Origin of the sequence: Streptomyces fuscigenes (genome assembly GCF_021556455.1) — a bacterium.
GTDB lineage: Bacteria > Actinomycetota > Actinomycetes > Streptomycetales > Streptomycetaceae > Streptomyces > Streptomyces fuscigenes.
In genome coordinates, this window is sequence record NZ_JAKGCV010000158.1 from 1 (window position 1) to 11,702 (window position 11,702).

Annotated in this window: 11 protein-coding genes; 9 read left to right on the plus strand and 2 right to left on the minus strand. The window is 73.7% G+C overall.

From position 1 onward, the window contains the following. Together L1885_RS14940 and L1885_RS14945 are read left to right on the plus strand one after the other, a co-directional pair. Positions 1 to 447, plus strand: a 447-nt coding sequence (locus L1885_RS14940; protein WP_235797593.1) for an FCD domain-containing protein, incomplete at its 5' end; no start/stop codon positions are given. A 407-nt stretch (positions 448 to 854) separates the two neighbouring features. Then, positions 855 to 1,505 carry a putative DNA-mimic protein gene (locus tag L1885_RS14945; protein ID WP_235797594.1) on the plus strand — a complete coding sequence of 217 codons (651 nt, stop codon included), beginning with the start codon at positions 855 to 857 and terminating at the stop codon, positions 1,503 to 1,505. Positions 1,506 to 1,569: 64 nt separating this feature from the next. On the opposite strand, the gene L1885_RS14950 is transcribed toward L1885_RS14945, so the two are convergent. After that, positions 1,570 to 2,928, minus strand: a complete 1,359-nt coding sequence (locus tag L1885_RS14950; RefSeq protein WP_235797595.1) for an MFS transporter — start codon at positions 2,926 to 2,928, stop codon at positions 1,570 to 1,572. A 73-nt stretch (positions 2,929 to 3,001) separates the two neighbouring features. Here L1885_RS14950 and L1885_RS14955 point away from each other — a divergent pair, with 73 nt between their 5' ends. Then, positions 3,002 to 3,763 carry a DeoR/GlpR family DNA-binding transcription regulator gene (locus L1885_RS14955; RefSeq protein ID WP_235797596.1) on the plus strand — a complete coding sequence of 254 codons (762 nt, stop codon included), beginning with the start codon at positions 3,002 to 3,004 and terminating at the stop codon, positions 3,761 to 3,763. A gap of 214 nt (positions 3,764 to 3,977) precedes the next feature. On the opposite strand, the gene L1885_RS14960 is transcribed toward L1885_RS14955, so the two are convergent. After that, positions 3,978 to 4,772 (minus strand): SLATT domain-containing protein, encoded by a 795-nt coding sequence (locus L1885_RS14960; protein WP_235797597.1) that lies wholly within the window; start codon positions 4,770 to 4,772, stop codon positions 3,978 to 3,980. Positions 4,773 to 5,184: 412 nt separating this feature from the next. Between L1885_RS14960 and L1885_RS14965 the strand changes: the two genes are divergently transcribed. The 6 genes from L1885_RS14965 to L1885_RS14990 all read left to right on the plus strand — a co-directional run bounded on the left by L1885_RS14965 (position 5,185) and on the right by L1885_RS14990 (position 11,451). Next, on the plus strand, positions 5,185 to 5,520 hold the full coding sequence (locus tag L1885_RS14965; RefSeq protein WP_235797603.1) for a YbaB/EbfC family nucleoid-associated protein: 336 nt from the start codon (positions 5,185 to 5,187) through the stop codon (positions 5,518 to 5,520). Between the two features lie 328 nt (positions 5,521 to 5,848). Further along, positions 5,849 to 6,448, plus strand: coding sequence for a recombination mediator RecR (gene recR / locus L1885_RS14970; RefSeq protein ID WP_235797598.1), 600 nt, complete (start codon positions 5,849 to 5,851; stop codon positions 6,446 to 6,448). Then, positions 6,441 to 7,103 (plus strand): DUF5063 domain-containing protein, encoded by a 663-nt coding sequence (locus L1885_RS14975; protein ID WP_235797599.1) that lies wholly within the window; start codon positions 6,441 to 6,443, stop codon positions 7,101 to 7,103. The genes recR and L1885_RS14975 overlap by 8 nt, the downstream gene beginning before the upstream one ends. A gap of 519 nt (positions 7,104 to 7,622) precedes the next feature. Next, on the plus strand, positions 7,623 to 8,894 hold the full coding sequence (locus tag L1885_RS14980; protein WP_235797600.1) for an aspartate kinase: 1,272 nt from the start codon (positions 7,623 to 7,625) through the stop codon (positions 8,892 to 8,894). Positions 8,895 to 8,916: 22 nt separating this feature from the next. Further along, positions 8,917 to 9,990 carry an aspartate-semialdehyde dehydrogenase gene (locus L1885_RS14985; RefSeq protein WP_235797601.1) on the plus strand — a complete coding sequence of 358 codons (1,074 nt, stop codon included), beginning with the start codon at positions 8,917 to 8,919 and terminating at the stop codon, positions 9,988 to 9,990. Between the two features lie 681 nt (positions 9,991 to 10,671). Further along, positions 10,672 to 11,451, plus strand: coding sequence for a SigE family RNA polymerase sigma factor (locus tag L1885_RS14990; protein ID WP_235797602.1), 780 nt, complete (start codon positions 10,672 to 10,674; stop codon positions 11,449 to 11,451). The last annotated feature ends 251 nt before the right edge of the window (positions 11,452 to 11,702 follow it).

Sequence of the window (11,702 nt, forward strand, 5' to 3'; positions counted from 1 at the left end):
CGCCGGCCCGGCGGGCCCCGTACGGGCGCGGCGCCCGCCCGGGCGCGTGCGCTGGATTCCGTACGGCGCCGGGCCCAGGAGGCCGCCCGGGCCGCGCGGGCCGGGGACGTGGCCATACTCATCGGCTACGACCTGCGGTTCTGGCGCGAACTGAGCGCGCTCGGCGACAACCGGTACGTCTCGGAGTTCCTGGACCGGATGCGCGTGAAGGCCTGGGTGTTCGCCGTCCCGTACCTGCGGCAGGACCCCCGGGCCCAGCGCTGGCTGTGGAGCGGGCACGAGGAACTGGTGGACGCGGTGGCGGCGGGCGACACGGCCCGGATCAGGGCCCTGGTCGGCCAGTACAACACGCATTTACTCACGTGGGCCGACACGCTGGCGTCCCGGGAGCGCGACCGGCCGCCGGGCGGCACCGACGGCGCGGCGCCCGGCGGGGCGGCGGTCTGACACCCGTGCGTGCCGCAGTCTTCGCGCCGCGTGCCGGGCGCATTACGCTGGCCCGACCACGGCTCCGCACCACCGTGAGCGGCCCGCGGCGCCGGCATCCGCCGGGGCGCGGGCGCGATCGCGTGGGGCGGGGCAGCCGACCGGACAGACACCCGCAGCCGACCGAGCACCCTGCCGAGCACCCCGCACACGGACGACCGCACGGACGGATCGGGCGTCCCCGCGGATCCCGATGGACGACCGCCCGCATCCCCGTGGACGACCGCACGGAGCCATCGAGCCGGGGGACCCGCGCCGGCACGCGCCGACGAGGACCCCCGACGACCCCTCGGTGCGCGCCCCGCGCGCCGCGAACCCTGCCAGAGTGACAACTGCCAGAGCGAGAACTGCCGGAGAGCGAGCCCCCCTTGGCCTGTGACCTGTGGCTGGTCCCCCTCGTCGACGTGCTGTGCCACAGCCCCGACAACCCCTTCGCCGAAGAGATCGCCGTCTACGACAAGGCGCTCGGTGAGGCCGGCCTGCCGCCCGTGCCCGTGTACGCCTACATGCCGGGGCTGTCGGGCGACGTCGCCCCGGTGGCCGGCTTCGACTACGACGCGCTGCACTTCCTGCGGCGCGCCTACCTGCTCCAGGTCTGCGGGCTCCCGGTGACGCCCGTGGGCGAGCTGGGCAGCGACTACGAGCAGTTGCTGGAGATGTTCGACGCGACGGCCCAGCAGTCGCACCTCGTGTGGCACTTCGACCACGCGGGCGCCTACGTGCCGGTGGACTTCGCCGCGCCCCTGTCCAACGACCAGCTCCTGGAGGGCGGCGGGCCGCTCGGCTCGACCCAGGGGCTGCTGCGCGAGCTGGAGTTCGTCGCCCCGGTGATCGGCATCGACCCGCGCAACCCGCCGGCGCCGCCGCTGCCGCCCGCAGGCCCCACGACGCTGGAGGAGCCGGCGCGGACCGGCGGGCTGGACGACGGCCCGTTCGCGCGGGAACGGCACGTGTGGCTCGGGCTGCACGCGGCGACGACCAAGAGCCTCGGACAGGGCTCCATGATCGTCTTCAGCTGAGGCGGCCCGGGCTGCGGAGGCGAACGGGTCGGTTGAGGCGGCCGGGTCGGCTGTGGCGGCCCGTTCAGCCGAGGCGGCCCGGGTCCCGGGCGGGACCGGCCGGCGCCGTGCCGGCCGGGGTCCCGCCGTCCAGGCCGGGAGCGGTGCCGTGTGGACCCGGTGTCAGGCCCGGGTCCACACGGGGCCGGAGGACGCCCGCGCACAGGGCCGCCGTCGCGCACAGCAGTACGGGCACGGCGAGGGCGGCGTTCAGCGGTACGAGGCGGGTGAGCGGACCGATCACCGTCGGCCCGGCGAGCATGCCGAGGTAGCCGAGGCCCGCCACCCGGGAGACGTTCGCGCCCGCCGCCTCGCGGTCGGCGTGCCCCGCCGCGCTGAACAGCTGCGGGACGCAGCCCGACAGGCCGAGACCGAAGACGGCCCACCCGGCGAGCGCGAGCGGGATCCAGGGCGTGAGCGCGACGACGGCCAGGCCGAGCGTCGCGAGCCCCGCGCCGTACCGGACGATCGCGACGGGGCCGAAGCGGGCCGCCACGCGGTCGGTGACGAGGCGTCCGACGGTCATGGCGGTGGAGAACGCGCCGTAGGCGAAGGCCGCGGTGGCCGCCGGGGCGTCGAGGACGTCCCGCAGGTCCAGGCTGCTCCAGTCGTTGGCGACGCCCTCGCAGAGCATCAGCATGAACGCGAGCGCCGCGAGGACCCGGATCCGGGCGGGGACAGGGCGGCGGCCCCGGGTTCCCGCCTGCTCCGGTCCCGGCCCCGGAGCCCGTTCCGCGGCGGAAGCCCGTTCGGGAGCCGGCTGCGCGGCCGGAGCCGGGGCCGGGGCCGGGGCCGGTTCCGGAGCCCCAGACGTCGCCTCGCGCGGCAGCAGGACGGACGCGGACGCCAGCGCGACGAGCACCCCGAACGCCCCCATGCCCGCGAGGGTCCCGGGCGCGCCCCAGCCCCAGCTCAGGGTGCGCGCGCCGACGAGTGCCGCGGCGACCCCGCCGAGCGAGAAGACGGCATGGAACGCGGACAGGATCGGGCGGCCGTAGCGGTGCTCGACCTGGACGGCGTGGGTGTTCATGGAGACGTCGAGGCAGCCGTTGAAGAAGCCCAGCACGACCAGGGCGGCGCCGAGGGTCCAGGCGCCGGTGGCGAGGCCCGGCAGGGCGAGCGAGGCGCTCAGCAGCACCCCGCTCGCCGGCACCACCGCACGCGGCCCGAGCCGGTCGGTGAGCGGCCCCGCGAGCCGCATGCCGGCGAACGCGCCCCCGCCGAGGACGAGCAGCAGCCAGCCGAGCACGGCGTGGCTGATGCCCGCCCGCTGCTCGATCACCGGGATGTGCACCACCCACATGCCGAGGACGAAGCCGTTGAGGCCGAAGAAGGCGAAGGTGGCGAGGCGGGCGGGGCGCAGGCTGCGCGGCGAACTCGTCATGCCGTCGAACGTATCGCACATTCAACTTGTTCGGAACTGGCACTTTCGAACGGCATTGATGTTCAATGGGCTCATGACGAACCGGCTGAGGCAGATCGCGGACGCGGTGCGCGCCGCGGGCGAGATGAGCGTGGCGGACCTCGCGGAGCTCACCGCCGCCTCCGAGATGACCGTGCGCCGCGACCTGGAGACGCTCGCCGGCCAGGGCGTGCTGGAGCGCTACCGCGGCGGGGCGCGCAGCCTGCTGCTGCGGGGGGAGGAGACGCCGTTCGCCCTGCGCTCCGACGAGGGCGTCGCGCGCAAGCGCGCGCTCGCGCACGAGGTCGCGGGGCTGATCGCCGATGGGGAGGCGGTCGTCGTGGACGGCGGCACGACCTGCCGCGAGGTGGCGCGGGCCCTGCGGGGACGGCGGCTGACCGTCATGCCGCTGTCGCTGCACACGGCGAACGCGCTGGCGGACGGCGCCGGGCTGACGCTGCTCCTGCCGGGCGGCGAGGCGCGCCCGGGCGAGCTCGGGCTCGTGGGCCCGCTGGCCGAGGCGTCGATCACCGCGCTGCGCTTCGACACCGCGGTGATCGGGTGCTGCGGCCTGACCGCCGCCGACGGCCTGACGGCGTACGACCTGCCGGAGGCGGCCGTCAAGCGCGCCGCGATCCGCGCCTCGCGCCGGGTGATCGCGGTGACGGAGAGCGCCAAGCTGACCCGCACGGCGCTCGCGCACGTGGCGGACGCGGCGGCCCTGGACCTGGTGGTGACGGACGCCGAGGCGCCGCCCGACGCCCGGGCGGCGCTGGAGGCCGCGGGCACGGTCGTACGGTTCGCGGCGGACGCCTGACGGCTCCCGGCAGAGGTTCCCGCGGGGCTGTGGCCACTACGGTCGCGGCCCGCGTGGTTCCGGCTCGTTCGGGCGTGGCGTGAACGGTCGGGGTCCGCGTGGTCCCGGCTCGTACGGGCGTGGCGTGAACGGTCGCGGCCCGCAGGAGCCGGGCTCGTACGGTCGCGGCCCGCGCGTTCCCGGCTCGTACCGTCGTGGTCCGCGCGGCGCCGGGTCAGCGGGGCTCGGGGGGCCGCTGGCGCGGCATGTTGGGGCGGGCGCCCGGCACGAAGGGGCGCGGCGGTGCGGGCGCGGGCATCTCGCCGCGGTGCGGCGGCGCCGACTGGAGCAGCAGCGCACCCGTCCCCACGCCCCCGCGGAACTCGACCATCCAGTCGGCGGTCTCCGCCCGTACCAGCTCCGTGACGTCCTCGCAGAAGCGGCGCAGGACGCCGAGGCAGCGCTCGGCCGCCTCCCCGGCCGTGCCCTCCGCGGGGCCGAGCACCTCACGCACCGACTCGGCCGCCCAGTCGAACTGGAGGGTCTGCAAGCGCCGCTGGACCGCCTGGGCGGTCGCCACGTGCCGCATCCAGCCCGACGTCACGCCGAAGTAGCGGTCGCACGCCAGGCACGCGCCGCCCAGCAGCAGCGCGAGGCAGCCCCAGCTCGCCGCCCCCGGCGCCTTGCCCGCCAGGTCGAGCAGCGGCAGCGCGACCCCGGTGACCGCGGCCACCGCCGTGCCGCCGCGCAGCGCCCGCGCCGCGAGTCTGCGCCGCACCCGGTCCGCCAGGTACCAGCGCACGGTGCGCAGGGCGCCCGACTCGACCCACCGGTACAGCTCGTCCAGGCGCTGCGCGGGCTCGCCCCAGTCGCCGGGCGGGAACGGCCCGCCCACCAGCTCCCCGTGATCGGGGCCGCCGCCTCCCGAACTGCCGTCGCCCGCGGGCCGGACGGCCCGGGCACCGGCGCCCGTCTCCGCGAGCTCGTCCTCCCGGCCGGGCCCTCCGGGCTGCATCTCCGGCTGGCTCACCGGGGCACTCCTTAGCGGTTCGGCTTTCCCGGCGCGGTCACACCGGGATCTCTCGTGCGCTCACGTGCGCATGTCGTGCGGTCGTACGCGAGCAGCGCCCCATGCCGTACGGGCACCCGCGCACAGCGCCGTACGCCGTCCTGCGTGTCGCGCCGCACTGATCAGGCGCACGCACGGCGCACGAAGGGTCGTACGGCGTGGCACGTCGCACTTTCCTACCGCCGAACGGAGGGCGTGGAGGCCCCGTTTCGGGGAAGTTCCCCCGCAGGAGGCGCGTGATCAGGTAGGGGACCCCGCCGCACTCACCCGAAAGAGTTGGTCCCAACGGGTGGAGCGAGGTCGACCGGGAGCACGTAGGCTCGCTTCACAGGATTGTTGTCGTTGCTCGTCGTCGAATTTGCCAGGAGTGACCGTGATTCCCGGTGGTGGTCAGCCGAACATGCAGGAGCTGCTCCAGCAGGCCCAGAAGATGCAGCAGGACCTCGCGCAGGCGCAGGAGGAGCTGGCTGCGACCGAGGTCGAGGGCCAGTCCGGCGGAGGCCTCGTGAAGGCCACCGTCAACGGGTCCGGCGAACTGAAGGGCCTGGTCATCGACCCGAAGGCCGTCGACCCCGAGGACACGGAGACGCTCGCCGACCTGGTCCTCGCGGCCGTGCAGGCGGCGAACGACAACGCGCACCAGCTCCAGCAGCAGAAGCTCGGGCCGCTGGCGCAGGGCCTCGGCGGAATGCCCGGCATGCCGTTCTGACGGCGCCGGCCCGGCGCCCCGGCGGGGGAGCGCCGCGCTCCGGGCACCCCCGGACGGCGTTCCCCGCCGCCGTTTCTGACGTCGGCTTTACGAGGGCTTCGCGAGTGTGGACCCCGTCCGGCGGGGCGGCCGGCCGCGGCGCCGGTCGGCGGGACCGCGCGGGAACAGCGGGACCGCGCAACCGCGGGGCGCCCAGAACGGCGGCAGGAACCGCAGGACACCAGGAACCGCAGGACAGCAGGGACCGCAGAACCAGCAGGACAGCAGAACCCGCAGCACAGCAGAACCTCGGGACCTCGGGACCGCAGGAGACGAAGGAAGGCACCCGTTGTACGAAGGCGTGGTTCAGGACCTCATCGACGAGCTGGGCAGGCTGCCGGGCGTCGGTCCCAAGAGCGCGCAGCGGATCGCCTTCCACATCCTGCAGGCCGAGCCCACGGACGTGCGCCGCCTCGCCCATGCCCTCATCGAGGTCAAGGACAAGGTCAGGTTCTGCGCGGTGTGCGGCAATGTCGCGCAGGAGGAGCAGTGCGGGATCTGCCGGGACCCGCGCCGCGACCCCGCGGTCATCTGCGTCGTGGAGGAGCCGAAGGACGTCGTCGCGATCGAGCGCACCCGTGAGTTCCGCGGGAAGTACCACGTGCTCGGCGGTGCGATCAGCCCCATCGAGGGCGTCGGCCCCGACGACCTCAGGATCCGTGAACTGCTCGCCCGCCTCGCGGACGGTGCGGTGAACGAGCTGATCCTCGCGACCGACCCGAACCTGGAGGGCGAGGCGACAGCGACGTACCTCGCCCGCATGATCAAGCCGATGGGGCTGAAGGTCACCCGGCTGGCCAGTGGTCTCCCCGTGGGGGGCGACCTGGAATACGCCGACGAGGTCACGCTGGGGCGTGCCTTCGAGGGGAGACGACTTCTCGATGTCTGACGCAACTCTGCACGCTGTCCAACAGGACCCGGACGACTTCGCGGTCCAGATCGCCGACCAGATCGAGAGCTTCATCGTCGCGGTCACCGAGGTCGCCAAGGGCGACGAGCCGGACAGCGCCATCCCGTTCCTGCTGCTGGAGTTCTCCCAGCTGATGCTGGCCGGCGGCCGGCTCGGCGCGCACGAGGACATCCTCCCGGACGAGCGCTACGAGCCCGACCTGGGCCCGGAGCCCGACGTGGACGAGCTGCGGGAACGGTTCGCCGCGCTGCTCGAACCGATCGACGTGTACTCCGAGGTCTTCGACCCGTACGAGCCCCGCAAGGCGCCCGTCCCCTCGCGCATCTCGGACGACATCGCCGGCGTCGTCACGGACCTGCGGCACGGCATGGCGCACTACCGTGCGGGCCGCTTCACCGAGGCGCTGTGGTGGTGGCAGTTCTCGTACCTCACGAGCTGGGGCGGGGTCGCCTCCGCGACGCTGCGGGCCCTGCAGTCCCTGGTCTCGCACGTCCGCCTCAACCAGCCGCTGCCGGCCCTGGACGGCCTGGACACGGACGAGGACCTGAGCGCCGAGGACGACGCGCTCGCGGAGGAGGCCGGGCAGGTCATGGCCGAGGAGATCGCCGGGCCGCTGGGCGTGCGCGGCATCTGACCGGACAGCCGTTTCCCCGGCCCGCCCGCCGCCCGCCGCCATTTGCCCGGTTGCCCCGCTGCCCGGCTGCCCCGCCGTCCTGGCGTGGGCCGCGCGGAGGATCGGGGGCGGCGCGGGCGGCCGCTGCGCCAGCCGTCACCGCAGGCCGGGGGCCGCGGCGCCCGCCCGCGGGCGCTGTACCCCGGCGGCAGACACCGGCCGGGTCCGAACACCCGCCAGAACGGATGACCGGGCGGCGCGCAGAACACATGGGCGGGCGGCGCGCAGAACAAACGGACGGGCGGCGCGCAGAACAAACGGACGGAACAAAGCGGGTAGGTCCTGTGAAGTGGATTACCTTCCGCGTGGCCCCCGCCATCGGGGGCATGGATCCATGCCGAGCAGCGCCGATGCCCCGGAACGCATGGCCCGTCCGGTCACTAAGTGAGCAGGTCGTCTCGCCATGTGATATGTCCGGAGTGTCGCGCACCTGCTCGATAGACTGAGCCGACCGACCAACGGAATGATCGAGGAGCGCACGTGGGCCTTGTCGTGCAGAAGTACGGAGGCTCCTCCGTAGCCGATGCCGAGGGCATCAAGCGGGTCGCCAAGCGGATCGTCGACGCCAAGAAGACCGGCCACCAGGTGGTCGTCGTGGTGTCTGCGATGGGCGACACGACGGACGAGTTGATCGATCTCGCCGGGCAGGTGTCACCCATCCCGTCCGGCCGGGAGTTCGACATGCTGCTGACCGCCGGAGAACGGATCTCCATGGCGCTGCTGGCGATGGCGATCAAAAACCTGGGCCACGAGGCGCAGTCGTTCACCGGCAGCCAGGCCGGCGTCATCACCGACTCCGTCCACAACAAGGCGCGGATCATCGATGTGACGCCCGGCCGTATCCGTACGGCGCTCGACGAGGGCAACATCGCGATCGTCGCGGGCTTCCAGGGCGTGTCCCAGGAGAAGAAGGACATCACCACGCTGGGCCGGGGCGGCAGCGACACCACGGCGGTCGCCCTCGCGGCGGCGCTGAACGCCGAGGTCTGCGAGATCTACACGGACGTCGACGGCGTGTTCACCGCCGACCCCCGCGTGGTCAAGAAGGCCCGGAAGATCGACCGGATCTCCTTCGAGGACATGCTGGAGCTCGCCAGCTCCGGCTCCAAGGTGCTGCTGCACCGCTGCGTCGAGTACGCGCGCCGATACAACATCCCGATCCACGTCCGTTCGTCCTTCTCCGGGCTCCAGGGCACATGGGTCAGCAACGATTCGCAAGGGGACCGCACGGTGGAGCAGGCCATCATCTCCGGTGTCGCCCACGACACCTCCGAGGCGAAGATCACGGTCGTCGGGGTCCCGGACAAGCCCGGCGAGGCCGCGAAGATCTTCCGCGCCATCGCCGACAACCAGATCAACATCGACATGGTCGTGCAGAACGTGTCCGCCGCCTCGACCGGCTTGACGGACATCTCCTTCACGCTGCCGAAGGCCGAGGGCCGCAAGGCCATCGACGCGCTGGAGAAGACCAGGAGCACCGTCGAGTTCGACTCCCTGCGCTACGACGACCAGATCGCCAAGATCTCGCTGGTCGGCGCCGGCATGAAGACCAACCCGGGCGTCACGGCCGGATTCTTCGAGGCGCTCTCCGACGCGGGCGTGAACATCGAGCTGATCTCGACCTCCGAGATCCGCATCTCGGTGGTCACGCGCGCCGACGAGGTCGACCAGGCCGTGCGCGCGGTGCACACCGCGTTCGGCCTCGACAGCGAGTCGGACGAGGCGGTCGTGTACGGAGGCACGGGCCGGTGACGTCCCGCAGAGGCAACCGCCGATGACCGGGCGGCCGACGACCGCGCGGCCCACGCTGGCGGTCGTCGGCGCGACCGGCTCCGTGGGCGCCGTGACGCTCCAGATCCTGTCCCAGCACGCGGACGTCTGGGGCGACATCAGGCTGCTCGCGTCCCGGCGCACCGAGGGCACCAAGCTCACCGTCCGGGGGGTCGAGACGGAGGTCGTCGCGCTCACCGAGGAGTCGCTGCGGGGCGTGGACGTCGCGGTGTTCCTTCTTCCGGACGACGTGTCGGCGCGGTGGGCGCCCGTCGCGGCGGCGGGCGGCACGGTCGTGGTGGACGGTTCGGCGGCGTTCCGGGACGACCCCGAGGTGCCGCTGGTGGTGCCCGAGGTCAACCCGCACGCGGTGCGCATGCGCCCCCGGGGCATCGTCGCGAGCCCCGGCTGCACGACGCTCTCGCTGATCGTGGCGATCGGGGCCCTGCACGCCGAGTTCGGCCTGCGCGAGCTGGTGGTGTCCTCGTACGAGGCGGTCAGCTCGATGGGGCAGGAGGGCGTCGCGGCACTGCGGGAGCAGATGTCGCTCGTCTCCCGCGGCAAGCTCGGCACCCACCCCGGCGACGTGCGGCGGGCGGTCGGCGACGCCACGGGCCCCTTCCCGGCGCCGCTCGCGCTCAACGTGGTGCCGTGGTCGGGCTCGCTGCGCGAGGACGGCTGGTCCTCCGAGGAGATGGGCGTCCGCGCGGAGACCCGGAAGGTCCTCGGCCTGCCCGACCTGCCGGTCACGGCGACCTGTGTCCGCGTCCCGGTCGTGACGGCCCACTCGGTGTCGCTCCACGCCCGCTTCGAGCAGGAGATCACCGTCGAGCGGGCGCACGAGACCCTGGCGACCGCGCCCGGCGTCGTCCTGTTCGACAACCCCGGAGCGGGCGACTTCCCGACGCCCGCGGATGTGGTCGGCACCGACCCCACGTGGATCGGCCGGGTCCGGCGGACCCTCGACGACCCGTGCGGTCTCGAGCTGTTCGCCTGCGGCGACAACCTCCGCAAGGGCGCCGCGCTCAACTGCGTGCAGATCGCCGAGGCGGTGGCCGCGGAGTACCGCGAGAGCTGAGCGGGACGCGGGGCCCGGGAGCCGCTGGGCGGCGCCGGGAGCCGTTGGGCGGCGCCGGGAGCCGCGGGAGGTGCCTCGGGCGCCGGGGGCCGCATGCGATGCCTCGGGCGGTTGCCGCGCCGGGCCGTGCCGTGTGCCGTGCCGGGTCGCCCGGCCGCCGGGCGCCGGGGGATTCCGGTGGCGAGGCCCGGCCGGTGGCGGGTTGATGCTCCGCCGCGGGGGCCGAGACTCCGTCCCCTTCGCTGCGGCCCCTCGCCCGCCGGCACACCCGCCCGCCTGCCCGGCGGGTGGTTCGACGGGGCCCCACCTGCGTGAACGCGGCCTGCTTCAGGGGCGCATGGGATCATTGCGGTCGAATCCGGCGGATCGCTTCCGGCCCCCGCGCGCGGCTCCGAACACAAGCGAAATCGCGTGCCCGACTTGTGAAGGCCGCGTGTGTAATCCGTTGGTCTGTACCCCTTGAACTGGGGCATCGTCGTGTCGGAGTATGCAGATCCGACTTTCTGCGCAAGCCCTGCAACCGCCGGTCTTCCCCGGGACGTCTACACCGTCACCCCTGTCGGGTGACCACCAGTACCGGGGCATTGGGGGAGAGCGGGGACGCATGGGTGCAAGTGGTGCATCGTCAGAAGCAACGGCATGCGCGTACAACCTTGCCGGGGGGCAGTGTGTCCAACAGGCGTGGCAGAGGTACTCGAATTTCCCGCGATCGGCCCGCTCAGGGGTGTGCCGACGCGCCCTGCCCGCAGGCCCAGGGCCGCGGCGGCCGGCGGCGGCATGCCGGTGATCGCGCCCGTGCCGGCGGCGGAGTCCAACGCCGTGTCGCCCATGCCCTCCGGGCCCGCCGCGCTCCCGCAGCAGACGGGCCGGGGACGGTCCCGTGCCGCGGCGCCGGGAGCCGCCGGAGTCCCGGTCGTACCGTCAGCAGCCGGCCGCACGGACGCGGGTGCTGACGAGACCATGGCTGTGGGCACCACCGTCGACCACCTCACAGAGACCTACCAGAAGCACTACCGCTCGCTGCTCGGACTGGCCGCGCTGCTCCTCGACGACACCGCGTCCTGCGAGGACGTCGTCCAGGAGGCGTTCATCCGGGTCCACTCGGCACGCAGCCGCGTGCGGGAGCCCGAGAAGACGCTCGCGTACCTGCGGCAGACCGTCGTCAACCTTTCGCGCTCGGCCCTGCGCCGGCGCATCCTCGGCCTCAAGCTCCTGTCGAAGCCGATGCCCGACATGGCCAGCGCCGAGGAGGGCGCGTACGACCAGTTGGAGCGCGACGCGCTCATCAAGGCGATGCGCGGACTGCAGCGCCGTCAGCGCGAAGTGCTCGTCCTGCGATACTTCGCGGACATGACCGAGGCTCAGGTGGCGGAGACGCTCGGGATCTCCCTGGGGTCCGTGAAGGCATACGGCTCCCGCGGGATCGCGGCGCTCAGGGTGGCCATGGAGGCCACGGCATGACAGTCCGGGCGGGAACGGGCTACGGACCGGCGGCAGCGATGCGGCGCCGGACGAAGCGACTGGAAACGGGACAGTGAACAAGGGGCCGGAGAACGAGCCGAAGACCGGGGCCGCCCCGGGCGCCGACGACGCCGGGCAGGCCGGGAACACCGGCGTGGACAGCGGCAGCGGCAGCGGCGGCACGGAGGCGGCAGGCGACGGCGACGCCGCCCGCCGCGCCGGCGCACCGGCCGGCACCGGCGATCCGGCGG

What these genes read in the sequence shown, in the direction of transcription:
- L1885_RS14950 (WP_235797595.1), bottom strand. Translation starts at nt 2,928, where the DNA reads ATGACGAGTTCGCCGCGCAGCCTGCGCCCCGCCCGCCTCGCCACCTTC.
- L1885_RS14955 (WP_235797596.1), top strand. Translation starts at nt 3,002, where the DNA reads ATGACGAACCGGCTGAGGCAGATCGCGGACGCGGTGCGCGCCGCGGGC.
- L1885_RS14975 (WP_235797599.1), top strand. Translation starts at nt 6,441, where the DNA reads ATGTCTGACGCAACTCTGCACGCTGTCCAACAGGACCCGGACGACTTC.
- L1885_RS14985 (WP_235797601.1), top strand. Translation starts at nt 8,917, where the DNA reads ATGACCGGGCGGCCGACGACCGCGCGGCCCACGCTGGCGGTCGTCGGC.